Origin of the sequence: Streptomyces sp. NPDC087859 (assembly GCF_044742595.1) — a bacterium.
GTDB classification, from domain to species: Bacteria; Actinomycetota; Actinomycetes; order Streptomycetales; family Streptomycetaceae; genus Streptomyces; species Streptomyces canus_F.
Window position 1 is genome coordinate 24,234 of the sequence record NZ_JBIUUU010000007.1, and the last position, 23,910, is coordinate 48,143.

20 protein-coding genes are annotated in these 23,910 nt (G+C 73.1%); 10 read left to right on the forward strand and 10 right to left on the reverse strand.

What is annotated here, in order from left to right; translation table 11 throughout:
• Positions 1–211 precede the first annotated feature (211 nt).
• Positions 212–760, forward strand: a complete 549-nt coding sequence (locus ACIOHP_RS17790; protein ID WP_361555627.1) for a hypothetical protein — start codon at positions 212–214, stop codon at positions 758–760.
• Positions 761–793: 33 nt separating this feature from the next.
• Here the strand turns inward: ACIOHP_RS17790 and ACIOHP_RS17795 are convergent, their stop codons facing one another.
• The 4 genes from ACIOHP_RS17795 to ACIOHP_RS17810 form a co-directional block, all read right to left on the reverse strand.
• Complete coding sequence (locus ACIOHP_RS17795; protein ID WP_401888436.1) at positions 794–5,449, reverse strand: hypothetical protein; 4,656 nt, start codon at positions 5,447–5,449, stop codon at positions 794–796.
• Positions 5,450–5,486: 37 nt separating this feature from the next.
• Positions 5,487–6,362 carry a hypothetical protein gene (locus ACIOHP_RS17800; RefSeq protein WP_361555441.1) on the reverse strand — a complete coding sequence of 292 codons (876 nt, stop codon included), beginning with the start codon at positions 6,360–6,362 and terminating at the stop codon, positions 5,487–5,489.
• A 31-nt stretch (positions 6,363–6,393) separates the two neighbouring features.
• Positions 6,394–7,920 carry a hypothetical protein gene (locus ACIOHP_RS17805; RefSeq protein WP_361555443.1) on the reverse strand — a complete coding sequence of 509 codons (1,527 nt, stop codon included), beginning with the start codon at positions 7,918–7,920 and terminating at the stop codon, positions 6,394–6,396.
• A gap of 77 nt (positions 7,921–7,997) precedes the next feature.
• Complete coding sequence (locus ACIOHP_RS17810) at positions 7,998–8,693, reverse strand: GntR family transcriptional regulator (protein WP_401888439.1); 696 nt, start codon at positions 8,691–8,693, stop codon at positions 7,998–8,000.
• A gap of 130 nt (positions 8,694–8,823) precedes the next feature.
• Here ACIOHP_RS17810 and ACIOHP_RS17815 point away from each other — a divergent pair, with 130 nt between their 5' ends.
• The 5 genes from ACIOHP_RS17815 to ACIOHP_RS17835 are packed head-to-tail and all read left to right on the forward strand — an operon-like array spanning position 8,824 to position 13,208.
• Positions 8,824–10,119 (forward strand): MFS transporter, encoded by a 1,296-nt coding sequence (locus ACIOHP_RS17815; RefSeq protein WP_361555448.1) that lies wholly within the window; start codon positions 8,824–8,826, stop codon positions 10,117–10,119.
• Positions 10,116–10,937, forward strand: coding sequence for a putative hydro-lyase (locus ACIOHP_RS17820; protein ID WP_361555451.1), 822 nt, complete (start codon positions 10,116–10,118; stop codon positions 10,935–10,937). The genes ACIOHP_RS17815 and ACIOHP_RS17820 overlap by 4 nt, the downstream gene beginning before the upstream one ends.
• Before the next feature lie 32 nt (positions 10,938–10,969).
• Positions 10,970–11,728 (forward strand): 5-oxoprolinase subunit PxpA, encoded by a 759-nt coding sequence (locus tag ACIOHP_RS17825; protein ID WP_361555454.1) that lies wholly within the window; start codon positions 10,970–10,972, stop codon positions 11,726–11,728.
• Positions 11,725–12,342, forward strand: a complete 618-nt coding sequence (pxpB, locus tag ACIOHP_RS17830) for a 5-oxoprolinase subunit PxpB (RefSeq protein WP_361555457.1) — start codon at positions 11,725–11,727, stop codon at positions 12,340–12,342. Before ACIOHP_RS17825 ends, pxpB begins: the two co-directional genes overlap by 4 nt.
• Positions 12,339–13,208 carry a biotin-dependent carboxyltransferase family protein gene (locus tag ACIOHP_RS17835; RefSeq protein ID WP_401888443.1) on the forward strand — a complete coding sequence of 290 codons (870 nt, stop codon included), beginning with the start codon at positions 12,339–12,341 and terminating at the stop codon, positions 13,206–13,208. The genes pxpB and ACIOHP_RS17835 overlap by 4 nt, the downstream gene beginning before the upstream one ends.
• A gap of 89 nt (positions 13,209–13,297) precedes the next feature.
• Here ACIOHP_RS17835 and ACIOHP_RS17840 read toward each other — a convergent pair whose 3' ends face one another.
• The 5 genes from ACIOHP_RS17840 to ACIOHP_RS17860 all read right to left on the reverse strand — a co-directional run bounded on the left by ACIOHP_RS17840 (position 13,298) and on the right by ACIOHP_RS17860 (position 18,699).
• Positions 13,298–14,131, reverse strand: coding sequence for an SGNH/GDSL hydrolase family protein (locus tag ACIOHP_RS17840; protein ID WP_401888446.1), 834 nt, complete (start codon positions 14,129–14,131; stop codon positions 13,298–13,300).
• Complete coding sequence (locus tag ACIOHP_RS17845) at positions 14,128–15,300, reverse strand: glycosyltransferase (RefSeq protein WP_401888448.1); 1,173 nt, start codon at positions 15,298–15,300, stop codon at positions 14,128–14,130. Before ACIOHP_RS17845 ends, ACIOHP_RS17840 begins: the two co-directional genes overlap by 4 nt.
• Positions 15,297–16,430 carry a glycosyltransferase family 4 protein gene (locus ACIOHP_RS17850; RefSeq protein WP_401888450.1) on the reverse strand — a complete coding sequence of 378 codons (1,134 nt, stop codon included), beginning with the start codon at positions 16,428–16,430 and terminating at the stop codon, positions 15,297–15,299. The genes ACIOHP_RS17845 and ACIOHP_RS17850 overlap by 4 nt, the downstream gene beginning before the upstream one ends.
• 157 nt (positions 16,431–16,587) lie before the next feature.
• A complete protein-coding gene (locus tag ACIOHP_RS17855) occupies positions 16,588–18,006 on the reverse strand; it encodes a HEAT repeat domain-containing protein (RefSeq protein ID WP_401888452.1) in 1,419 nt (472 codons plus the stop codon).
• Between the two features lie 300 nt (positions 18,007–18,306).
• Positions 18,307–18,699, reverse strand: coding sequence for an ankyrin repeat domain-containing protein (locus ACIOHP_RS17860; protein WP_361555475.1), 393 nt, complete (start codon positions 18,697–18,699; stop codon positions 18,307–18,309).
• A gap of 262 nt (positions 18,700–18,961) precedes the next feature.
• Here ACIOHP_RS17860 and ACIOHP_RS17865 point away from each other — a divergent pair, with 262 nt between their 5' ends.
• The gene (locus ACIOHP_RS17865; RefSeq protein WP_046262076.1) at positions 18,962–19,156 is read left to right on the forward strand and encodes a hypothetical protein; all 195 of its coding nucleotides are present in this window, start codon (positions 18,962–18,964) and stop codon (positions 19,154–19,156) included.
• Positions 19,157–19,196: 40 nt separating this feature from the next.
• Positions 19,197–20,759 carry an ABC transporter ATP-binding protein gene (locus ACIOHP_RS17870; RefSeq protein WP_401888455.1) on the forward strand — a complete coding sequence of 521 codons (1,563 nt, stop codon included), beginning with the start codon at positions 19,197–19,199 and terminating at the stop codon, positions 20,757–20,759.
• A gap of 107 nt (positions 20,760–20,866) precedes the next feature.
• Here ACIOHP_RS17870 and ACIOHP_RS17875 read toward each other — a convergent pair whose 3' ends face one another.
• Positions 20,867–22,366 carry a PLP-dependent aminotransferase family protein gene (locus ACIOHP_RS17875; protein WP_361555481.1) on the reverse strand — a complete coding sequence of 500 codons (1,500 nt, stop codon included), beginning with the start codon at positions 22,364–22,366 and terminating at the stop codon, positions 20,867–20,869.
• Positions 22,367–22,465: 99 nt separating this feature from the next.
• On the opposite strand from ACIOHP_RS17875, the gene ACIOHP_RS17880 reads away from it, so the two are divergent.
• Both ACIOHP_RS17880 and ACIOHP_RS17885 read left to right on the forward strand, forming a co-directional pair.
• Positions 22,466–23,119, forward strand: coding sequence for a YitT family protein (locus tag ACIOHP_RS17880; protein WP_401888458.1), 654 nt, complete (start codon positions 22,466–22,468; stop codon positions 23,117–23,119).
• Positions 23,116–23,883: a glycerophosphodiester phosphodiesterase gene (locus tag ACIOHP_RS17885; RefSeq protein WP_361555487.1), complete on the forward strand. Its 768-nt coding sequence runs from the start codon at positions 23,116–23,118 to the stop codon at positions 23,881–23,883. Before ACIOHP_RS17880 ends, ACIOHP_RS17885 begins: the two co-directional genes overlap by 4 nt.
• Positions 23,884–23,910 lie beyond the last annotated feature (27 nt).

Consider the following 23,910-nt stretch of genomic DNA (forward strand, 5'->3'; position numbering starts at 1 on the left):
CGGCTGACCAGTTGGCCAGAACTTTTCGTTTCTTGGGAATCTTCAGAGCGTCTCGTTCGTCCTTCTCTTCGGGAAATGGGTGCGGAATCGGCCACACGAGCCGCATCCCGCATCCGGGCGGCGTAAAACAGCGCAAGCCGGGCAGCCACTGGGGAGACGTGTGTTCGCACACGGAGCAAGGGGTCTGCTGGCGGTGGGGAGTGACACGGTGATGGGCACGGCGGAGCGGCAAGCGGCGCTCGTGGACGGCGCTGAGGCGCACTTGACGGAGCAGCGGAGTCCCGAGGCGCTGGATCGCGACATTCCAGCGCACGAGGGCGGGACCCGGTCCGGGACCACTGACCACGCCCCGCCGGAAGAGGAGCCATACTACCGGCCGTTGTGGATCGACGAGGCCGCGCCGCGGCGTCGGATGCCCGATCCCGTACGCAGGTCGGCGGTGCGAGCGGTTCTGATCATCGCCGTGACGCTGGTCCAGGCGATGGTGGCGTTCCTGTGCACACTGGCCGGATCCTGGCTGGCGTTCCCGATGGTCCTCAGCAGTGTGGCGAGCACCGTGGTGGCGACGTGGGGCGCCCTGGACATCTGGGTGACCCGTCAGGTGTGGAACCAGCGCAACGGCGTCGTGTCGGTTCCGAGCAGCACCGCCCGGGCTCTGCGGCGCGAGCGGCGCAGGACCCGGCGCCAGACGCGGGCCGCGGAGCGGGCCCAGGCCCGGATACAGCGGCGGGGCGGCGCGGGGCAGTTGTCGCACTCCTGAGAGGCGACACCGGCCCACGCACCGGCCCTGCGCTCAGGACGTCGTCTGCGTCGGCCGCTTGAACATCCGTGTCGCCGTGATCTCGCTGTGGCCCGCTTCCTCCGACCGGGTCTGTTGCGGCAGTCCCGGGCGGAGGTGCTCCTCCACGCTGATGTACTTCAGGCCCGCCCTGAGGTCGGCGTCATTGCGCAACCTGATGACCAGCGGGAACTCGGCGAGTGCCGTGGTGTCGAACAGGCCCGTGGTGTACAGGAGTTGGACACCCAGGGCATCCGACACCGCCCGCTGGAGCTCCAGCAGATAGGTCGCGTTGGCGCGACCGATCGGGTTGTCCAGGAAGAGCGTGCCCGCGTGCCGGTGCTTGTCGCGCCCCCGGTCGTTCGACCGCAGCGCGGCCATGGTGCAGTACAGCGCGATGGCCGCCGTGAGCAGCTGGCCACCGGAGAACACATCGCCCATCTGCCCGACCGGTACGCGCTCGGCTCTCAGCACGGCATCCGGCTTGAGGATCTCGACGGCGATCCCCTTGGGCTGCAGTGCGGCCCCGACTCCCCGCAGCAGCAGGGACATTCCGTCGCGCCGCAGATCGGAGTTCTTCTTCACCGCCGCGCGCGTGGCCTCGTCGATGACCTCGCCCAGCCGCTCGGTCAGCGTCGCCTGGTCGGGCTCCTCGAAGCGGATCCGCAGGAACTCCTGCCCGGACCACTCGCCGAGCCCCTCGGGCAGCCGGGACAGCCGCTGGGCGGATCGCAGGGTCGCCAGCGCCGACTCGACGAGCCCGCGCAACCGGTCGACGATCGAGTCCCGGTTCCGCTCCAGCTGCGCCAACTCGTCGGTGAGGACCCGCAGTCGGGGCGCGAAGGCGTCCGCCCACTTCTGGGCGTGCTCCGGCAGGGCGGACGCGGGCAGTTCGCGGATCTGCTGACGCGCGGGGGTGCGGACCTGCTCGTAGCGCGTGGAGTTGGCGTGGCGGACGAGGATGTCGCTGGCCTCGCGTACGGCGGTCTCGGCGGCGGACAGGTCGGCTGCGCAGCCGCGCAGCGACCGGCGGGCCTCGGCGGCGGACTGCCGGGCCTCCTCCGGGCTGCCCGGGTACGGCTCCGTCTCCTCCTGGTCCTCGTCGGAGGTGTGCTCGCGCAGCAGGTCGCGCAGCATCGCGGCGATCTCGTCGAAGCCGCCGGCCGCGTCCTCGGCGGCACGGTGGGCGTCCAGGAGCTCGGTGTGCGCCTCCCTGGCCTGCGTCAACGCCTCGGTGCGGGAGGCGAGTTCGGCGGTCGCCGTGCGCAACAGTGCCTGTGCGTGCTCAGCGTCCCGGGGCTCCAGCTCCGCCGACAGCTCGGTGTGCGTCTCACCGTCCTCGGGGGCGTGCCGCTCGGCCTCACCGCGCAACCGTCCGAGCTGCTCGCTCGCGGTGGACATCCGCGTCTCCAGAAGCTGCACCAGCTCCTCGGCGCGGGCGGCGGCTGCCTGCCGGGACGGCCCGTCGGAACCGTCGGGCGACTGCAGGAGCTGCTCCGCGCGGGTGCGGACCTTGTTGCTCAGCCGGTCCAGGTCGGCCAGCGCCGCACTGGACTCGCTCTCCGCGCGGGCCTGCTCGGCCCGCAGGTCGGCGCCGACACCGACCTTCTCGTACAGCTGCGAGGCGGCCCGATAGGCCTCCCTCAGGGCGGGCAGCGAGGCCTTCGGATCGTCGGCGTCGCTCTCCGGCACGTCGTCGGGGGCGCCCGCGATCTCCGAGCGCTCGGCGCGCAGCGCACGCGCGGTGCGCCGGGCGTCGTCGGCGGCCCGCTGAGCGGCACGCCGGTCCTCGTCGGCGGCCCGGGCGCGCTCCAGACAGGTCTGGGCCCGGGTCTCCGACTCGGTGGCCTCGTCGGCGAGTTCGCGCAGCTTGACCTGCCAGCCGGCCCGCTCACGCAGCCGGAAGGCGAGTCCCGCGAGGGCGTCGGCGGCACGCCGGGCCTTCTGGGCGGCCTCCTGGCGCTCGTCGCGCACCTGCACGGCCTCGGCCGCGGCCTCGTCGGCCTCGGCCCGCACGGTCCGCGCCTCGGCCAGCTCGGCCTCCGACTCCTCCGCGAACGCGCGCGTGTCGTGCGCGGTCTGCGCCAGCTCGACCAGCCGCCCGGCCGGACAGCCGGTACGCCAGGAGGCCAGCCGCGCGGCCAGTTCCCGGTCCTTGGCGAGCCGGGCCGCTAGCGAGCGGATCTCGTCGTCGCGCTCGGTCGCCCGGGCCCGCAGTGTCTGTCGCTCCTCGTCGGCGGCGTGCTCGTCGTGCATGGCCGGGTTGGGCGGTACGAGGAAGACCGCCTCGCTCCCGGTGCCGGGCGCCGGAGTCGGGGCGAGCAGGGCGGCGGCCGTGCCGACGGCGACGGCGGACCGCGGGAGCAGTGCCGCCTCGCTGAGCGTCTCGCGGGCCCGTGCGTGCGTGTCGGGGTCGGTGATGATCACGCCGTCGACGAGCTCGGGCCGGGCGGCCAGCACGCGTGCGTGGTCGGCGGGGTCGACGGCCTGGGCGAGGTAGCGCCAGCCGGGGAGCGCCGGGATGCCGTGCTCCCCGAGGAACTCCACGGTGGCCAGCACGTCAGGGCCCGGCGGCAGCAGTCCGCCGTCGCCGAGGGCGCCGAGGATGCGGGAGTCGTCGGCGGCGGCGGTGCGCAGCTCGAAGAGGTGGCGCTCGGCGGCGGAGACGGCGTCGTCGAGCAGCTCGCGCAACTCGTCGGCGAACCGGTCGAGTTCCTCGGGGGTGAGGGCCTCCTCGGCCTCGTCGCGCCCGGCCGGACCGTCCTTCTGCGCACCGTCGGCGCCCGCCCGGGGCACCGGCACTCCCCCGTGCCCGGCTTCGGAGGCCCCGGTCAGGCTGAGCAGTTCCGCGAGTCGCGGCTCCGCCGCCAGCGCCTCGGCGAGCCGCTTCTCGGCCTCGTAGGACCGCTCGGCCGCCGTGGCCGCGTCCGCGGCACGTGCCGCCGTCAGCTCGGCGCGGGACTCCGCGGAGCCCGCTTCGCGCGCGTGCTCGCCGGCCCGGTGCGAGGCCTCGCGCGCGGCGTCCCAGGCGGCGACGGCCGTCTTCTCGGCGTCGCTGGCCGCGAGGGCCGCGCGCGCCGGGTCCGCGTCGGGCGCGCTGTCGTCCAGCCAGCCGGCCCGTACGGCCTCGGTGGTCTCCTGCTCGACCTCGCTCAGCCGCTGCCGCAGATGCCCGACCTCGCTGCGGGCGCGCTGCGCCTCGGTGGCGGCGACGGTGGCGTCCCGGTGTGCGGCCTCGCCGACCTCCTGAAGGGCGGCGGACCGCTCCTCTCCCTCGTTGGCGAGGGTCTCGGCGCTCTCCGCGGCCGCGTGCAGGGCCCGTACGAGGTCGACGGCGGCCCTGGCCCGGGCGGCCAGCGCGGGGGCCGCGTCCCGTTCGGCCTCCTGGATCGCGGCGGACACGCGCGCGACGCGGTCGGCGGCGGCGCGGTGTCGCAGTACGGCCTCGGCGGCCTGCCAGGCCGAGTGCAGGGTGCGGGCGTCGGCGAGCTCGCGTTTCTGCGCGGCGGCGGACTTCTCGGCGGCGGCGAGCGCCAGCGAGGCGTGCCGGAAGGCGAGTTCGGCCGCGATCAGCGCACTGCGCTCCCGCGAGCCCTCGGCGTGTGTGACCGCGTACGCGGCGGCCGTGACCCGCTGGGCGAGGTCGGCGGCGCGCACCCGCTCCCGGGCGCCGCGCGCGGAGAGTCTGCGGGCCAGCGTCCGCGTACGGCGTTCGGCGCCGGTGTGGATGTCACGCGCGCGTGAGCGTGCCCCGGCGGCCTCGACGATCCGCCCGAGGAGGTCCACCGACCCGGCGGTGAAGTCCCGTTCGGCGATCAGCTCGGCCCGGCGGCCGAGCTTGTTGCCGAAGCCGCTGACGAGGTCGGCGAGCCCGTCGGTGTCCCGGGTGTCGGTCACGGCCCGCAGCAGCAGGTCGGTGAAGTCGGAGTCCTTCTTGACCGCGAAGAGGCCGGCGGCCTCACCCTCGTCGGCGTTCATCTCCCGCTGGTAGCGGAAGAGTTCGGGGTCGAGGCCGAGGTCGCCGAGGTGTTCGATCCAGCGGTCGTGGATCTCCTCCCAGTGCACCTCCAGGTGCGGATACGCCTTGCCCGCCTCGGTGATGGCGTCCCGGAAACCCTTCATGGTGCGGCGCCGGCCCAGCGCTCCGGAGACGCCCTCGACGGCCGGCCGTACGGCGGTGGACTCGGCGACGGGCAGGTTGTCCAGGGACAGTCCGGGCCCGGGCCGGAAGGAGTACCAGGCCTCGGCGAACTTCCGCGGGTCGTTGGAGACCTGCCGCCCCCGCCACTCGCTCACCTTGCCGACGACGACACACTCGCCGGTCAGCGTGTGCTGCCACTCCAGCGCGACGTGCCCGCAGTCGTCGGCGAGCAGGAACTTGCGCAGCACACCGGAGCTGGCGCCGCCGAGGGTGTTGCGGTGGCCCGGCAGCATGACGGAGAAGATCAGCTTGAGCAGTACGGACTTGCCGCCGCCGTTCTCCAGGAAGAGCACCCCGGCGGGCGCGGGGCGGCGCGGCGGGCCGACGGGCTCGTCCTCGAAGAACTCCGCCTGGGTGGGGGCGGGGTCGGGCACTTCCGCGCCGACGCCGCGCAGGTCAAGCACGGTGTCGGCATAGCGCGCACCGGCGGGGCCGATGGAGTAGAGGCGGACCCGGGACAGCTCGTACATGGCGGACTCTCGTAAGTCTTCGGCAGGTGGGGGGAGTTCAGGAGTGGAACGGCAGTCCGGCGTCGGCGACCAGCTCGTCGTGGGTGTCCTCGGCGGGCAGCAGCGTCGGTGTGCCGTCGGTGACGGGGACGACGCCCAGTTCCAGCAGCTCGGCCATGGCGGCGCTGCCGGCCATGTCCCGCACCTGGAGCTGGTAGCGGGCCGTGGTGCGGTACGTGCCGCCGTTGTCGTCGCCGGTGCGCTGGAGGAAGCCGGAGTCGGTGAGGAAGGCGACGGCCTTGCCGACGATGCCGGTGGTGGAACCCGCGAGTCTGCGCGCGTCCTTCGTGGCACCGGTCGCGCTGCGTCTCACCCAGATCCGCCAGGCGGCCTCGAGCCCGGGTGCGTCGGTGGCGGGGTCGGTGTTCTCGCCCAGTTCGTCGGCCCGCTCCTCCAGCCGCCGGCAGGCCTGGCGGACGAAGGCGTCGACGCCGTTGACGCTCACCCGCCCGATGTACCCGTCGTCGGCGAGGTCCTCGGGCCGCGGGAACGCCATGGCGGCCACGGCGAGATGGGCCAGCCCGTGCAGGAACCGGTCCGAGCCGTCGGCGGACGTCCGTCGCGCGTAGTCGCCCATCCGCACGGCGAACACGGAGTCCTCGGCGGCGGTCACGGCCATCCCCGCGCGCGGGGAGACCTCCAGCACGACGAGCCCGAGGCCGGCGGCCACCGCGTCGGCGAGCCGCGCGAACGCCGGGTCCTCGCGGTGGCGCCGCAGCAGCTCGGTGTACTCCTGGTCCCGCGCGGGCTGCAGTTTGGGCTGCAGCCCGAAGGCGACCAGCCGGGCGGCGTCGGCGGCGTCGGCGGGCGTGACGGCGGCGGTGACCGGCGCCGGCCCGGCTTCCGGCTCACTCCACTCGACGTGCTCGGTCACGGTCGGTCTCCTTGCTGCACTGTCGCTCGGCTCATGCTGCTTCTGTCCTGTCCGCGGCCATCCCTGCCGCGTCCAGCAGGGCCGTCCCCACGATCAGGTCGGCCCCGCCGAACTCGGGGTCGTCCAACTCGGCCCCGTCGTCCACGGCGAACAGCAACTTCTCCTCGCCCTGCCGGTACGCGGTCCCCACCGCCGGACTGGCCGCGTGAACCGCCAGCAGGGCCACCAGATACGGCAGCTCGGGATCCTGCCGCCGGGCCTCCGCGAGCAGCCCCGACAACCGGCGCGGCGCGTCGGCGGGCAGATCCAGCAGCTCCATCGCCGAGGCCAGCTGCTCCTCGCTGAACCGGCTGTCGTCCGGTGTGGCGATGAGGTCCGGCTCGGGCATCTCCGCGCCGAGGTGCTCGCGCTCCACCGGCGGCGTCAGCAGTATGTCGACGAGGTCACCGACCCGCACCGACACCGGCGTTCGCAGCCCGGTCCCGCGTGCGAAGAACGCGTCGGTGACCCGGACCGCCTGCTCCAGGGGCAGCGGGAGCACGGGCGCGACCAGATGCCCGTAGAGGTCTATCCCCGACGTCGTCATGGGTGTGGCGAAGGCCTGCCGGTCCTGCTCGGCGCGGAACAGCGGTCCCGCCTCCAGCAGCCGGGACTGGAGCTGCGTGTGGCGGCGGATGCAGTCCTTGACGATGTCGACCAGCTCGGCGGCCCGCCGCTTCTGCTCCGGGTCCTCGGACTCGTCCCGGGCCTTGCGGATGTTGGTGAGGATCGCGTTCTCGTGGCGGTAGCGGTCGGCGACGTGGTCGAGTGCCTCGGTGATCATGTCGGGCACGGCGTTGAGCCAGTCCACCGCGCGGACGTTGCGCCGGGTGGCGTCCAGGGCCCGGCGCAGCGTCTCCGAGTACTGCACGGTCCGGTACCGGGCCTGCTCGGCGGCGAGTTGGGCGTCGGCCAGGCGGCCGCGGCTGATCAGCACCTCCAGCTTGACCTCGGCGGCGATCTGGGCGCTGGTGACGTCGGTGTCGAGGGCGCCGACCAGGACGTTGACGGCCTCGTCCGTCGTGCGGAGATACACCGAGCCGCCGGGGCCGGGCACCTCCTCGATCAGCTTGAAGTCGTAGTCACGCCGGACATAGGTGCCGTCCGTCGCGAAAGTGCCGTAGACCGCGCGGAATCCACGGTCCACGCTGCCGACGTTGATCAGGTTCTCCAGAACCCAGCGGGCCACCCGCTCGTGCTCCGCGACGGGCCGCTGCGGGGCCTGGGCGGCGATGCGCGGGATGAGGCGGGCGACTATCTGGTCGTGGTCGGCGCCGGTGTCGAAGTCCATGTTCAGGGTGACCAGGTCGATGGCCGAGAGGGCCACCTCCGCCATGCCGTACACCGAGTACTCGCCCGCGAGGTTGGCCTTGCGCGCGTCGAGGTCGTGCAGCGGCGCGGTGCAGGCGAGCGCGCGCAGCCGCCGCGCCAGCCCCTCGTCGGCGGCCGGGCCCGGTGCCGGGCGCGGCCCCGCGCTGAGCTGGGGCGGAACGCTGTCCGTCGTTGCAGGCGAAGTCACGGTGCACAGACTAGGCCCTCGGTCTGACAACGGCCCAAACGTCACAGAAGCGACCCGGCGTCACAGCGACCGGGACGCTAGCCGTCCTCGCCGACCCGTCGCCGGTACACCTCGACCACCCGCTCCAGCGAGTCGTCCAGGTACACGGCGAGCAGCTTCTCGGCCTCCACGCGGTCCCCGGCCTGGAGGGCCCCGAGGATCTGGCGGTTGCGGGCCAGGTACGGCTCGTGGAGCGCCTTCGGGTCGTCCGCCACGTGGAAGGCGAGCCGCAGTTCGGCGAAGACGCTGCGCATCAGCTCGTCGGTGCGCTCACTGCCCGCGAGCGCGACCAGCTCCCGGTGGAAGTGGATGTTGGCGGTGCCCAGCGCTTTCCAGTCACCTTCACGCACCGCCCGCTGCCCGGCCGCGACGGCCTCGGCGAGCCCTTCCTCGGCGTACGGCGGCGCACCCAGCCCGCGCACGACGGCGCACTCGACGAGGCGGCGGGTGCGGTAGATGTCCTCGACGTCCTCCACCGTCAGGACCCGCACGAAGACGCCCCGGTTCAGCTCGTGGACGAGCAGACGTTCGTGGGTGAGCAGGCGGAACGCCTCCCGCAGGGTGTTGCGGGACACCCCGAGCGCGCCTCCGATGCTGTCCTCCGACAGCCGGGTCCCGGGGGGGAAGTAGCCCTCGGCGATACGGCTTCTGAGGATGTCCGAGACCCGCTCCGCCGTGCTGGTGCGGCCCAGGAGGGCACGGTCGTCGGCCAGATCGGTCAGCTGCTCTGCCATGCCCGGAATTCAACCGCAGACACGAGAACGAAACAACACGGGTATTGAAGGATCGTTGAACGATCCTCTACGTTACTGCTCACCGCACGGCTCAATCCCGCATCCTCCGTCCTCCCACTGCGAGGTGCACATGAGCACGACTCCCCCGCCACAGGCCATGACCACTGAGCCCACGACGACCGAACGCCCCGCCGACGACGGGGCGTTGGGCTGGTTCCGCGCCCTCGGTCCGCGTGGCCGCCGCGCCTTCGCCGGCGCGTTCGGCGGCTATGCCCTCGACTCGTACGACTACTTCACGCTCCCGCTGAGCATGGTCGCGCTGGCCGCGTACTTCGGCCTGGACAGCGGCCAGACCGGCCTCTTCACCACCGTCACGCTCCTGGCCTCCGGGCTCGGCGGTGCCCTCGCGGGCGTGCTGGCCGACCGCGTCGGCCGGGTCCGCGCCCTGATGATCACCGTGATCACCTACGCGGTCTTCACCGTGGCCTGCGGCTTCGCGCCGAACTTCGAATCGCTGCTGGTCTTCCGTGCCCTGCAGGGGATCGGCTTCGGCGGCGAGTGGGCGGTCGGCGCGATCCTGGTCGCCGAGTACGCGAGCGCGAAACACCGGGGCCGCACGCTCGGCGCGATCCAGAGCTCGTGGGCCGTCGGCTGGGGCCTGGCCGTGATCGTGTACACGCTGGTCTTCTCGGTCTTCGACGACGACGTGGCCTGGCGCGTGATGTTCTGGACGGGCGCGCTGCCCGCGCTGCTCGTCGTCTGGATGCGACGCCGGGTGCAGGACGCGCCCGAGGCCATCGCGGTCCGCGAGAAGAGCGCCGGACAGACCTCCTTCACGGCGATCTTCAAACCGGACCTGCTGCGTACGACGATCTTCGCGGGCCTGCTGTCCACCGGTGTCCAGGGCGGCTACTACACCCTCGCCACCTGGGTTCCGACGTATCTGAAGAGCGACCGCGGCCTGTCGGTCGTCGGCACCGGCGGATATCTCACGTTCCTGATCTCCGGCGCCTTCCTCGGCTATCTCACCGGCGGCTACCTCACCGACCGTCTCGGCCGGCGCCGCAACATCTGGCTCTTCGCACTCCTGTCGGCCGTCTGCATCCTGGCGTACGGCAATATCCCGGAGGGCTCCAACACCCTGCTCCTCGTGCTCGGCTTCCCGCTCGGGTTCTGCATGTCGGCGATCTTCAGCGGCTTCGGGTCGTTCCTGGCCGAGCTGTACCCGACGGCGGTGCGCGGCACGGGACAGGGCTTCACGTACAACGCCGGGCGCGCGGTGGGCGCCGTCTTCCCGACCACGGTCGGCTTCCTGGCCGACAGCTGGGGTGTGGGCGGCGCGCTGGTCTTCGGCGCGATCGGTTACGGCATCGCCGCACTGGCCCTCTTCGGCCTGCCGGAGACCCGCGGGAAGGAACTGGTGTGAACCGCACGGAGGACCGCCCCCTGACCCTCGTCGACGAGCACGCGCACGCGTGGAGCCCGCGCAACGCCCGGATGCGCTTCCGCGCGGGCCTGACCGGCCCCACCTCCGGGGTCGCGGCGGGCCACACCCAGGTCAACCTGATCTCGGTGCCCGCGGACTGGGCGTACGACATGCTGCTGTTCTGCCAGCGCAATCCGAAGCCGTGTCCGGTGCTCGACGTCACGGACGCCGGTTCCGCCACGACCGTCCTGGCCGAGGGCGCCGACCTGCGCACCGATCTGCCGCGCTACCGGGTGTGGCAGGACGGCAACCTGGTGGACGAGCCGACCGACGTGCGCGCCCACTGGCGCGAGGACCTGGTGTCGTTCCTGATCGGCTGCAGCTTCACCTTCGAGTGGGCCTTGACCGAGGCCGGCGTCCCGATCCGTCATCTGGAGCAGGGTCGCAACGTCCCGATGTACGAGACCAGCTGGCAGTGCCGGCCGGCGGGACGCCTGCACGGCCCGATGGTGGTGTCGATGCGTCCCGTGCCGCCGGAGCACCTGTCGGCGGCGATCCGGGAGAGCAGTCTGCTCCCGGCGGTGCACGGCGGCCCCGTACACTGCGGCGACCCGTCGACGCTCGGCATCGATGACCTCGATCTCCCCGACTTCGGGGACCCGGTGGACGTCGAGCCGGACGACATCCCGGTGTTCTGGGCCTGTGGAGTGACCCCGCAGGCCGCGGTGATGGCCTCGCGCCCGCCGTTCGCCATCACCCACGCGCCCGGCCAGATGTTCCTCACGGACGCCCGCGACCAGCAGTACCGAGTGGCCTGAGAAGTGGCCTCGGAAGGAGACTCGGAAGTTCCATGACCTCCATCGATCTGAACGCGGACCTCGGCGAGGGCTTCGGCCGCTGGCAGCTCACCGACGACGAACAGCTGCTGTCCGTCGTCACCAGCGCCAACGTGGCCTGCGGCTTCCACGCCGGGGACGCGGCGACCATGCGGCGGGTGTGCGAGCAGGCGGCCGAGCGCGGCGTACGGGTCGGCGCCCAGGTCTCCTACCGGGACCTGGCCGGGTTCGGGCGGCGCGCGATGGATGTGCCGCCCGACGAGCTGGCGGCCGAGGTGGCCTACCAGATCGGCGCCCTGGAGGTCTTCGCGCGCGCGGCGGGCACGCGCGTGTCGTACGTCAAGCCGCACGGCGCGCTCTACAACCGCGTCGTGCACGACGACCAGCAGGCCGGCGCGGTCGTCGACGGTGTGCTCCTCGCGGACGCGACCCTGCCCGTCCTCGGCCTGCCCGGCTCGCGTCTGCTGGAACTGGCCGCGAAGGCGGGCCTGCCTGCGGTCACGGAGGCGTTCGCGGACCGCGCGTACACCGACGGCGGCACGCTCGTGCCGCGCGGCGAGGAGGGCGCGGTCGTCACCGATCCGGACACCGTCGTGGAGCGGTCGGTGGGGCTGGCCCGGGACGGCGCGGTCACCGCGCACTCCGGCACACGCATCGAGATGCGGGCGCGCTCGCTGTGCCTGCACGGGGACACCCCGGGCGCCGTGGAGCTGGCCCGCCGGGTCCGGGAGCGGCTGACGGCGTCGGGAGTCCTCCTGGCGGCCTTCGCATGAGGGCGCTGCCGGTCGGCGACGGCGCGCTGCTCGTCGAGGTCTCCTCGGGCGAGGAGGCGCGGTCGCTGCACGCGGAGCTGCTGCGCCGCCGCGCGGAGGGCTCGCTGACCGTGGCCGAGATCGTCCCCGCAGCCCGCACGGTCCTCCTGGACGGCCTGGCCGACCCGGCCCGGCTGGCCTCCGAACTGACCGCCTCCGCCGTACCACCGTCTCCCCCACGCGCGCGTGACGTCGTCGAACTCCCCGTGCGCTATGACGGTCCGGACCTCGCCGACGTGGCCGCGCACTGGGGCGTCGCACCGCACGAGGTGACCCGCATCCACGCGGCCACCGAGTTCACCGTCGCGTTCTGCGGGTTCGCCCCCGGCTTCGGCTACCTCACCGGTCTTCCGCAGAAGTACGACGTCCCGCGCAGAGCGACCCCGCGCACGGCCGTCCCGTCCGGTTCGGTGGCTCTGGCGGGCCCGTACACGGGCGTGTACCCGCGCTCGTCGCCGGGCGGCTGGCAGCTGATCGGCACGACGGACACGGTTCTGTGGGACCACGCGCGCGTGCCGGCGGCACTGCTGTCGCCGGGCACGCGCGTGCGGTTCGTACCGGTGGGCGCGACATGACGGACCGCGCACTCGTCGTCGTACGGTCCGGGGCGCTGACCACCGTGCAGGACCTGGGCCGTCCGGGCCACGCCCATCTGGGCGTACCCCGCTCGGGGGCGCTGGACGGCCCCGCCGCGGCCCTCGCCAACCGCCTGGTCGGCAACGCGCGGGACGCGGCCGTCCTGGAGACCACGCTCAACGGCTGTGCCGTACGCCCCCGTTCGGCGGTCCTCGTGGCCGTCGGCGGCGCTCCCTGCCCGGTGACGGTGGACGGCCGCCCGGTTCCCTGGGGCGCCCCGGTGCCGGTGCCCGCGGGCGCCCTCCTGAACGTCGGCACGGCCGTCGCCGGTCTGCGCACCTATGTGGCCGTCTCCGGCGGCATCGCCGTCGACCCGGTCCTCGGCAGCCGCTCCACGGACCTCCTGTCGGGCCTCGGCCCGCCCCCGCTCACGGACGGCGCGGTCCTTCCCCTCGGCACCCCGACCCTCCTCCACGCACGCGTGGACGCCGCCCCGCAGCCGGCGCCCCCGGCGGAGCTGGTCCTGCGGGTGACGCCGGGCCCGCGCGACGACTGGTTCACCCGAGGGGCCGTGCAGACCTTCACCTCCCGCACGTACCGGGTGTCCTCCGCGAGCAACCGCATCGGCCTGCGCACGGAGGGGCCGCCTTTGGAACGAGCCGTCCCGGGCGAACTCCCGAGCGAGGGAATGGTCCTGGGCGCGGTCCAGGTGCCACCGGACGGCCGCCCGGTGGTGTTCCTGGCGGACCACCCGACGACGGGCGGCTACCCGGTGATCGCGGTCGTCCGCACCGAGGACCTGGCGGCGGCGGCCCAGGCAGTGCCCGGCACGCCGGTCCGCTTCCTGGAAGTACGCCGCCGCTGAGCGCCCCGCACGGGGCGCGGGGCTGTATCAATTCGCGGCTCCGCCGCGTGGGCGCGACCAGCCGCGACGAACCCACAGACGGCGCCCTGCTAAGCAATGTCCGCTGACAACGCGGCCAACGCCATCGACACCGCATGCGCGGCCCGCAGATCAAGCCGCCCACTCGTCCCCCGGGCCCGATGCCCGACCTCGTCCGCCGCGAGCCTCAACAACTGCGGCAGCAGATCGGTGCACCGCCGAGCCACCCACCCCGTACCCGCCGTGGCCAGCCACCACAGACTCGCCGACCTGGTGGGCGCGGGGAACTCGGGCTCGGGCGAGGGCGCGACCCCCGTCGCGAGCCCCGCCTCCGCCAGGAGCGCATGGAAGCGGACGGCCAGTTGCCGATGCCCCCGCTCCCCCGGGTGGAGCCGATCCGCGCTCCACATCGCCCGATCCACGAGCCACGCCCCCTCGGCGGCGTGCAGGTGCACCGCCCCGTACCTCTCGGACAGCGCGTGCACCACCGTGTTGACCGCCCGTTGCCGTCGAGCCAGCGGACGAGCCAACGCCCCCGGCAGTCCCAGCATCGCGCCGGGGTCGGGCAGGCAGGCCGTGAGCACCACCGCGCCCTGTGAGGCGAACGCGGCGTACACGGCGTCGAGCCGCGAGGCCACGGCGTGGATGTCGAAGGTGCAGCGAAGGGTGTCGTTGACGCCGACCACGACGGACACGAGGTCCGGACGCAGCGCGAGCCCGGCGGGCAGCTGCCGTTCCACCACGTCCCGCGTCTGCGATCCGCTGACCGCGAGGTTGGTGAAGTCCACGCACTCGCCGAGCCCGCCGGCGAGAAGGGCGGCCCAGCCGCGCCACCCCTCGCCGACGGGATCGCCGACGCCCTCGGTCAGCGAGTCACCGAGGGCGACGAACCGGACCGGTCTCATCGGACGCCCCCGGGCACCGTGACCGGCGCGTCGTGCGCGGCGAGGAACGCCTCCACCGCCGTACGCCACCCGAAGCACTCCGCACGCGTGCGTGCGGCTTCACGGCGTGCGGCGGAGGGCCGGTCCAGCAGCATCTCCACGGCGTCCGCGAAGGCGCCCCCGTGGTCCGCCGCGACGGCCCCCGCGGAACCGATCACCTCGGGCAACGCCGATGACGCGCTCGCCACGACCGGTGTCCCGCACGCCATCGCCTCCAGCGCGGCGAGCCCGAAGGTCTCGGCAGGTCCGGGCGCCAGGCACACGTCGGCGGAGGCCTGGAGCGCCCCGAGCAGCCCGCGGTCGGAGACATGCCCGAGGAAGACGACCGGCAGCCCGCGCGCCCGCTGTTCGAGCCTCGCGCGCAGCGGACCGTCCCCGGCCACCACCAGCACCGCCCGCCGACCGCGCCGTACGAGCGCCTCCAAGGCGTCCAGCGCCGTGCCGGGCCGCTTCTCCACGGAGAGCCGGGTGCAGGTCACGAGCAGCGTCTCGTCCACGCGCGCGTAGCGGGAACGTACTCCCGGGTCGCGCAACGCGGGGTGTCGCTCCACGAGATCGACGCCCAGCGGCGCTCGTACGACATTGCGCGCCCCGATGCGTACGAACTCCCGCTCGGCGAACTCGGTGGTGCACACCACGCGCGCGTACGTGTGTGCCGTGCGGACGTTGAGGGCGTCCGCGGCTCGCCTGGCCGCGCCCTCCGGGACACCCCAGGTACGCAGGACACCGTCGGCGGTCTCGTGGGAGACCATCACGGCGGGTACCCGGGCCCGCCGCGCCCACCTGCCGGTCCACCTGAGCGTCGTACGGTCGGAGACCTCCAGACGGTCGGGGGCCAGCTCCTCCAGCAGCCGGGCCACCCGCCGTCTGTCGGCGAGCACGCGGTAGCCGCCGGTGCCGGGCAGCAGCGGGCCGGGCAGGGTGATCACGCGTCCCTGTGCGGTCTCGACGTCACTGATCCGCTCGCCCGGCACGACGAGCACGGGCTCGTGTCCGGCCGCCCGGTATCCCTTGCCCAGTTCGCGCAGTGCGGTGCGCAGTCCTCCCGAGGCGGCCGCGACGAAATTGGCGAGGCGGACGATCCGCAACGGGGTGGCGCCGGCGCCACCGTCCAGACGCGACACGCTCATGCCGCCACCGCCGTCCGCCGTGGGGCGAGCACGCTCGCGTAGTGGCCGATCAGCTGATCACCGACGGCCGCCCAGGTGCGTCCCTCGACCATGGCGCGCGCGGCGGTACCGTACGCGGCCCGCAGCCCGGGGTCGGCGGCCAGGGACCACACGGCGTCCCGTACGGCGGCCGCGTCACGCGGCGGGACCAGCAGGCCGGTGCGCCCGTGGGCGACCAGGTCCAGCGGGCCGCCGGCGGCGGGCGCGACGACGGGAACGCCGCTGGCCATGGCCTCCTGCACGGTCTGGCAGAAGGTCTCGAAGGGGCCGGTGTGCGCGAAGACGTCGAACGAGGCGAAGAGCCGGGCGAGTTCGTCGCCGGTCCGGCGGCCGAGAAAGACCGCGCCCGGGAGCGCCTCGTCCAGCCCGGGGCGACTCGGCCCGTCGCCCACGACCACGACCCGCACGCCCTCCAGGCCGCACACACCGGCGAGCAGTTCGACCTGCTTCTCGGGGGCGAGCCGTCCGACGTAGCCGACGATCAGTTCACCGTTGGGGGCGAGTTCGCGGCGCAGCGCCTCGTCCCGGTGCCCGGGGCGGAAGCGGACGGTGTCCACGCCACGCGGCCACAGCTTCACCCGGGGGACACCGTGGGTCTCCAGGTCGTGCAGGGCGGCGCTGGACGGGGCGAGGGTGAGGTCGGCGGCGGCGTGGACGGAGCGGATGCGGCGCCAGGCGGCCGCCTCGCCCGCGTGCACATAGGTACGGGCGTATCCGGCGAGGTCGGTCTGGTAGACGGCCACGGCGGGGATCCCGAGCCGGGCGGCGGCGGCCATGCCGCGGACGCCGAGGACGAAGGGACTGGCCAGGTGGACGATGTCGGCGCGGTGCTCGGCGAGGGCCGCGGCGACGCGTCGACTGGGGAGGGCGACGCGTACCTGGGGGTAGCCGGGGAGGGGGAGGGAGGGGACACGGACGACGGGGCAGGGTGCGGGGGTGTCCACGCCGGGCCCGCTGCCGGCCGCGGTGGCCGGTGCGACGACGAGCGGGGAGTGACCGCGATCTACGAGGTGCCGGGCGGTCTGGAGCGCGCAGTGGGCCACGCCGTTCACATCGGGGGGAAAGGATTCGGTCACGATGACGACACGCATAGGGGTGTTGTCGCCGCGCTGGACGTGCTCGCGTCAACGTCGATCTTTCCGGACGAGGAACGTCCCGTGAGCGTTGCCTCGCATCCCGTGCAGGTCAGGCCGTGTCCATGCGCGCCTGACCCGCGGGTCACCCCGAGTTCACCCTGAGGGCAGGCCTTCACATCATGGTGGCGTCCGGTCCGATCCGGCTGCGTACGGCTGTCTGGACCTCGGCTTCCTCGGCCGGGTCGGCGGCGAGGCGGCGGAGCTGTTCGACGACCCGGGCGTCACCGGTCTCGGCGTGCCGGGCGGCGATCTCGCGGGTGGTCTCCTCGCAGTCCCAGAGGCATTCGACGGCGAAGCCGGTGGGGTAGGAGGGGTCGGTGGCGGCGAGGGCCCGGGCGGCCCGGCCGCGCAGATGGGAGGAGGCCGTCTCCCGGTAGATGTGGCGGAGCACGGGTGCGGCGCAGACGATGCCGAGCCGTCCGGTGCCGTCGACGAGGGTCCACAGGGTCGGTGCGTCCGGCCCTTCGCCTCGTACGGCCTCGCGCAGGGCCGCGAGCACCAGGTCCGTGTCCTGCGTTCCGCCGCGGCAGGCGAGCATGCGTCCGGCGGCGGCGCCCAGCGGATCGGGCCGGTGGGCCCAGCCGCGGGCCCGGTCGACGGCGGCGACACTGCGCATCCGTTCGAAGGCGTCGACGGCGGCCTCCACGACCGGCGCCGATCCGGTGACCACGGCCGTCTCGATGAGATCGAGAGCGTCCGGATCATTGCTGTCGGCGAGATAGCGCAGCGCGGTGCAGCGGGCGCCCTCGGTGCCGTCCACGGCGGCGGCGACGATCTCGGTCCGGTCCTCCGGGCCCGCGACGGCCATGAGGCAGCGGGCTGCGGGCACATGGCGGGCGACGCCGCGTTCGATGCCCTGCTCGGCCCACTCGAAGACCGCTTGGACGCTCCACCCCGGGCGGGGCCCGCTGGGTCGCATCTGGCGTTGCCAGCGGTCGAAACAGCCGGTCTCCTGGGCGGCACGCACGCGTGTGGCGATGGATTCGCGCGGATCCTCCGCCCACAGCCGCCACGGCCGTGGTTCGAAGGCGTCGCGCACGGTGGCGGCCAGTTCGGCCTCGCCCTCGGCGTCGGTGCCGAAGCGGGCCAGCACGGGGGCGGCCAGGGCGCGCAGCCCGGCGTCGTCGTCCCTGAGGGCGAGCTCGTCCAGGGCCCAGGCCCAGTTGGAACCCGAGGCGGCGTACCTGCGCAGCAGTTCGAGCGCGTCCCGCCTGCCGTAGGAGGCGAGGTGCCCGAGGACCGCCAGGGCGAGCCCGGTGCGGGACTCCTCGTCGTCGACGTGGTCCTCGACGTCGAAGAGATGGGTCTCGATCTCGTCCAGCTCACCGCTGAGATCGAGGTAGAGACGGGCGTAGTAGAGGGAGCGGTTCTCCACCTGCCAGTCGTGGCGGGGATCCCGCAGCACGCAGTGGTTCAGAGCCGCGAGCGCCTCGGCGCGCGGTGCGGTGAGCGCGTGCAGTGTGCCGTCGCCGCGGCCCCTCTGGAGGAGGCCGAGCAGCGTACCGCTGGGCGCTATGACCGGTTCGAACATGGGAAACAGCCTCACATCAAGCGTCGACGCAACCGGGATCTTGCTTTACCTGGCCGCGTGACAACACGTCGGGGCGCCCGCCGTTTCCTGCTTGCTGTAGACCATCTTCCTCTGCCTCTCGTCGGTGGCCCATGCGGACCGCATCACGGCCCGCGCGGTGCGGCAACACCTGCCCTGCCATCGCGTCCGTGAATCACGACGTCATGATGACTCGGCACTTACATCTGCCGCGACCGAAATTTCGGCGGCCCTGTACCGCCTCCCCCGTTTTCCGTGTTTTTACTGGTCAGAACGTCCGGGTCAGTGTGCGCCGAACAAGTCGAGCAGTTCCGTCTTGGCGAACATCCGAGCGGTGTCGAGCGCCGACGGGGTCCCCGCGGCGGGGTCGGCACCGCTCTCCAGAAGAGCCTTGATGACTTCCGTCTCACCCTTGAAGACGGCCCCGGCGAGCGGGGTCTGGCCCCGGTCGTTGATCCGGTCGGCCTCGGCACCCCGGGCGAGCAGCGCCCGGACCGCGTCGGCGTGGCCGTGATAGGCGGCGAGCATCACGAGGGAGTCGCCACGGTCGTTGGTGAGGTTGGCCGGAACACCCGCGTCGACATACGCCACGAGCGCCTCGGTCTGACCCCGGCGGGCCAGATCGAAGATCTTGGTCGCCAGCTCCACGACCTCGGGGTCGGGGGCTTCAGCCATCGGCGGGACCGCCTCTCATACAGCCGTTCAGGTGAATCGCCAGGGTACTGGCTCGCGCGGCACATGACCCGATGTGCCGGAGGTAAAGATCACCACTGACCCGGTCGGACGCAAGTCCCCTGCTCATCCGGCCGAAGCCGACCCTGCTGAGCGAGTGAAATCAATAGAAATTCACCCAGTTGCACCTTTTATCGTATGGATACATGCTGTGAGCCTGGAAGTACTCATGGTGACTGTCCCCACCTGAACCAGGAGCACTCACATGATCTTCTCCATCTCGGGCGTCGTGCTGCTCGGCATCGTCGTCTTCATCTTCTTCCGCAAGGACGGCCTCAAGGCGTCGCACGCCCTGGTCGCCGCCCTGTTCGGCTTCTACCTGGCAAGCACGGCCATCGCCCCCAGCATCAAGGCGGGCGGCGAGAGCCTCGCGAGCCTCCTCGGCGGCATCAAGTTCTGACGCCGTTCCTCCCGTCCGTACGCACCTCCAGGAGACAGCAGTGGCCCGGCGCCCCCTCCCCCGCATCCTGAGCACAGGCAGCGCGCAGATCGCCCGGAGCCGGGAGCTGGCCCGGACGGCGGCCGACAGCGCCACCGACGTCCTCCACCCGCTGATCACGATCACTCGCGGTCTGCGCCGGCTGGCTTCGGCCGGGCGGCGCAGGTGGGCCGACACCCCCAAGGACAAGCGCGGGCCACTGCTTTTCCTGGTGGCCTCGATCGTCCTGGTCGTGGCGCTCGTGCCGTACGGTCCGCTGCTCGCCGTCATCACCCTGATGGCGGCGGCAGCCTGGCAGGGCCGGGACCGCACCCCAGCGGCCCCGGACGGCCCCGACGAGTCGCAGACACAGCGCCTGCGGTCTCTGTACGAGGCCTTGGTGCCGTACTTCTCGGCCGCCGAGGACCCGGATCCCCTCTTCACCCACGGCGGCGAGTGGGACAAGGCGTTCCCGGTGTACGAGTTCGACGAGACGGGGCGGATCACACAGCTCGTGATCCGCTACCCCGCCTACTTCACGGACGGCGAGGCCGACTCCCGCGCGCGGATCGAGCAGTTGCTGCACGCCAAGTCGGGCCGCGGCCGTGAGTACCGCTTCGCATGGGACGAGGAGGGCAACCAGCTCTCCGTCACCGTCCTGCCGCCGCTGCCGACCGACATCGCCGCCCAGCGTTTCGTCACGTCCCCCGGCGAGACGGTCCTCGGCTTCACGGATCCCACCGAGGTCCGGCGCACGCTCCCGCTCACCTACGGCGAGGAGCAGCGCGACGTACCCCCGGTCGTCTGGCGCACCGGCGCCCGCTCCACCGAGCCGCACCTGCTGGTCATGGGCCAGCCGGGCAGCGGCACCTCGACCCTGCTGCGCTCCATCGCGCTCCAGGCGCTCCTCCACGGCGACGTGGTGATCGTCGAGGGCGGCGGCACCGGGGAGTACGCCTGCCTCACCGGCCGGGACGGCGTCCTGGCGGTCGAGTGCGGGCTGACCGGGGCGCTGGCGAGCCTGGAGTGGGCCGCCACCGAGACGGAGCGGCGCCTGGTCGCCATGAACCACGCGCGCCAGGCGGGCCACCAGCCACCGGACGACACGAAGCGTCCGCTGTGGATCCTCCTGGACCGCCCGAGCGCGTTCACCCACCTGGCCGCCGCCGACGGCCATCGCGACCCGCAGTCCCTCCTCCAGGTCCCCCTGCGGCACGGCCGGGCGGCCGGTGTCACCGTGGTCGTGGCCGACCAGTTCGACAGCGCGGACGCGCTGAGCGACGCGGTACGCCAGCACACACGCGCGCGTGTCGTCCTGGGCCCGGCGACGCCGGAGCAACTGGCCACGGTCCTGGGCGCTCCCCCGCGCACGACTCCGGCCGCCGACGTCCCGCCCGGGCGTGGTTACGCCCGTCTGGGCACGGGGCCCGTCCATCGCCTTCAGGTACCGGCGACACCCGACCCGCACGACGAGGCGACGAGCGAGACGGCCCGGCAGGCGGTGCTGGCATTGCTGCCGCCACTGACGACGCCGGCCGATGCGGAGACGGTCCCGTCGGAGGCGATGGCCGCCGACGCGCCGTAGGGGGTTGCGGCAGTTCGTGCGGCTGCGGCTGCGTGGGCCGGTCGCGCCCGCGCAGCCGCAGCCGCACATCGATACAGCGGCGCGCCCCTAGACGGATCCAGTCGCCGTCATGCCACGAATGTGCGCGGCACTTCGCCGCCTCCGGTCCCGCCGCTCTCCACGACCCGAGCCGCAGCGGCCAGCCTCGCCGCCGCCTCCTCCGCCACCGCTCCCCCCACGGTGAACGGCAGCCGCACATACCCCTCGAAGGCGCCGTCCACCCCGAACCGCGGCCCGGACGGCACCCGCACTCCCACCCGCTCACCGGCCTCGGCGATCCGGGACCCGGACAGACCCCCGGCGCGCACCCACAACGTCAGCCCGCCCCTGGGCACCTCGAACTCCCACGTCGGCAGCTCCCGGCGCACCGCCGCGACCAGGGCGTCCCGGTTCTCCCGCGCCTGTCCACGCCGTACGTCCACGGCCTGCGCCCAGCCCCCGGTGCTGAACAGCCAGTTCACGGCCAGCTGCTCGACCACGGGCGTCCCGAGATCGGCGTACGCGCGTGCCGCGACCAGGCTGCGGATGATGTCCGGGGCCGCCCGTACCCATCCGATGCGCATGCCCGCCCAGAAGGCCTTGCTGGCCGAGCCGACCGTGATCACCGTGGACCCGGCGGGATCGAACCCGCACACGGGCCGCGGCATCTCGACCCCCTCGTCCAGCCACAGTTCGCTCATCGTCTCGTCGGCGACCAGCACCGTCCCCGCCGACCGGGCCGCGTCCACCAGTTGGCGCCGCTGGTCGTCGTCGGCGAGGGCGCCGGTCGGGTTGTGGAAGTCGGCGACGATGTACGCGATCCGGGGCGCCGCGTCCCGCAGCACCTGGCGCCAGCGGTCCATGTCCCAGCCGGTCAGGCCCTCGGCCATCGCGACGGGCACGAGCCGCGCGCCGGCCTCACGCATCAGCTGGAGGATGTTGGCGTACGACGGCGACTCGACGGCGATGCGCTCGCCGCGGCCCCCGAAGAGATGGCAGATCGCGTCGATGGCGCCCATCGCCCCCGTCGTCACCATGATCTGCTCGGGCATCGTCGGGATCCCGCGCGCGGTGTACCGGTCGGCGATCATCGAGCGCAGTGCGGGCAGCCCCGCCGGGTAGTCGCCATGGGTGTGGGCGTACGGCGGCAGCTCCTCGAGGGCGCCCTGGACGGCACGGGTCAGCCACGGCTCGGGGGCGGGAAGCGCCGCACAGCCCAGGTCGATCACCGAGCCGAGCGCCTCGGGAGGCAGCGGCTCCAGGCCGCGCGCCGGCAGCGGGTTGCCGGCCGGAACGGCGGTCCAGCTGCCGGCCCCGCGCCGCGACTCCAGGAAGCCCTCGGCGCGCAACGCCTCGTACGCCGCCGCCACCGTCGTACGACTGACGGACAGCGACAGGGCCAGCTCGCGTTCGGCGGGCAGCCGGGCGGCCACCGGGACACGGCCCTCGAGCACCAGCAGCCGGATGCCGTCGGCGAGCGCCCGGTAGGCGGGCGGGCGGCGCGTGCCGGGGCCCGCGGGACGGTCCTGCTGGGAGTTGAGCAGCCGGGCGAGCTGCGCCGGCCCCACCGCCGAGGTCCACTGCGCCATGAAAATCAGTCCACCTTCCCCGAATTGGCCATGGATGATGCTTCCACCCAAGCCACAGGGTGTCATGCAGCAGGCCACCACGACCACAGGGGGCACCACTTGTCCGCACAGAGCCGGCTCGGGCGCCGGCTGATCCAGCTGTACGCCGGTCTCGCCCTCTACGGAGCGAGTTCCGCACTGCTCGTCGAGGCCGGCCTCGGGCTGGAGCCCTGGAACGTGCTGCACCAGGGCCTCGCCGAGCTGACGGGCCTCACGATCGGCGTCGTGTCGATCTTCGTGGGCGCGGCGGTGCTCCTGTTGTGGATCCCGTTGCGCCAGCGCCCGGGCCTCGGCACGGTCTCCAACGTCTTCGTGGTCGGCATCGCCATGGACGGAACGCTCGCCGCGATGCCCGAGGCCCACGCGCTGACCGTGCGGATCCCCCTTCTCCTGGCGGGCATCCTGCTCAACGGAGTGGCCACCGGTCTCTACATCGCCGCCCGTTTCGGGCCGGGACCCCGGGACGGTCTGATGACCGGCCTGCACCAGCGCACCGGCCGCTCGATCCGACTGATGCGGACGGCCGTCGAGATCGCGGTCGTCGCGACCGGCTTCGCCCTCGGCGGCACCATCGGTGTCGGCACGGTGCTGTACGCGGTGTCCATCGGCCCGCTCGCCCAGCTCTTCCTGCGGATGTTCGACGTCCCGTCGGCATCGGACAGCAGCACGGTCGTTGCCACCGGGCAACCCCGGCGCGCGATACTGCGTCGGTGACCACCCGGATACGCCACCCCTACCTCGACCATCCCGGCCCGATCCCCTTCGCCCACCGGGGCGGCGCGGCGGACGGTCTGGAGAACACCCTGCTGCAGTTCCGGCGGGCGATCGAGACCGGCTACCGGTATCTGGAGACCGACGTCCACGCCACGGCGGACGGGAAGCTCGTCGCCTTCCACGACAGCACCCTGGACCGCATGACCGACGGGGCGGGCCTGATCGCGGACCTGCCCTGGGCGCAGGTGCGGCACGCGCGCGTGGCGGGCAAGGAGCCGGTGCCGCTCTTCGAGGATCTCCTGGAGACGTTTCCCGACGCACGCTGGAACATCGACCTCAAGGCCGAGTCGGCGCTCCATCCGCTCCTGGAGCTGATCGGGCGCACCGGCGCCTGGGACCGGATATGCGTCGGCTCCTTCTCCGAGGCCCGGGTCGTGCGCGCCCAGCGCCTGGCCGGCCCGCGCCTGGCGACCTCGTACGGCACCCGGGGCGTCCTCAATCTGCGGCTGCGCTCCTGGGGTGTGCCGGCCGCGCTGCGCGGTTCCGCGGTCGCCGCCCAGGTACCCGAGGCCCAGAACGGCATCCAGGTCGTCGACCACCGCTTCGTGCGGGCCGCCCACGCGCGCGGGCTGCAGGTGCACGTGTGGACCATCAATGATCCCGACGCCATGCACCGGCTCCTGGACCTGGGAGTGGATGGCATCATGACCGATCACATCGACACGTTGCGCAAGGTCATGGAGGACCGGGGCGTCTGGGTCTGACAGCCCTCGCTCCCCTGGAACCGCGGA

Coding starts and splice junctions, on each gene's coding strand:
- ACIOHP_RS17790 (WP_361555627.1), top strand. CDS start 212: ATGGGCACGGCGGAGCGGCAAGCGGCGCTCGTGGACGGCGCTGAGGCG.
- ACIOHP_RS17795 (WP_401888436.1), bottom strand. CDS start 5,449: ATGTACGAGCTGTCCCGGGTCCGCCTCTACTCCATCGGCCCCGCCGGT.
- ACIOHP_RS17810 (WP_401888439.1), bottom strand. CDS start 8,693: ATGGCAGAGCAGCTGACCGATCTGGCCGACGACCGTGCCCTCCTGGGC.
- ACIOHP_RS17815 (WP_361555448.1), top strand. CDS start 8,824: ATGAGCACGACTCCCCCGCCACAGGCCATGACCACTGAGCCCACGACG.
- ACIOHP_RS17825 (WP_361555454.1), top strand. CDS start 10,970: ATGACCTCCATCGATCTGAACGCGGACCTCGGCGAGGGCTTCGGCCGC.
- pxpB (WP_361555457.1), top strand. CDS start 11,725: ATGAGGGCGCTGCCGGTCGGCGACGGCGCGCTGCTCGTCGAGGTCTCC.
- ACIOHP_RS17835 (WP_401888443.1), top strand. CDS start 12,339: ATGACGGACCGCGCACTCGTCGTCGTACGGTCCGGGGCGCTGACCACC.
- ACIOHP_RS17840 (WP_401888446.1), bottom strand. CDS start 14,131: ATGAGACCGGTCCGGTTCGTCGCCCTCGGTGACTCGCTGACCGAGGGC.
- ACIOHP_RS17845 (WP_401888448.1), bottom strand. CDS start 15,300: ATGAGCGTGTCGCGTCTGGACGGTGGCGCCGGCGCCACCCCGTTGCGG.
- ACIOHP_RS17850 (WP_401888450.1), bottom strand. CDS start 16,430: ATGCGTGTCGTCATCGTGACCGAATCCTTTCCCCCCGATGTGAACGGC.
- ACIOHP_RS17855 (WP_401888452.1), bottom strand. CDS start 18,006: ATGTTCGAACCGGTCATAGCGCCCAGCGGTACGCTGCTCGGCCTCCTC.
- ACIOHP_RS17860 (WP_361555475.1), bottom strand. CDS start 18,699: ATGGCTGAAGCCCCCGACCCCGAGGTCGTGGAGCTGGCGACCAAGATC.
- ACIOHP_RS17865 (WP_046262076.1), top strand. CDS start 18,962: ATGATCTTCTCCATCTCGGGCGTCGTGCTGCTCGGCATCGTCGTCTTC.
- ACIOHP_RS17875 (WP_361555481.1), bottom strand. CDS start 22,366: ATGGCGCAGTGGACCTCGGCGGTGGGGCCGGCGCAGCTCGCCCGGCTG.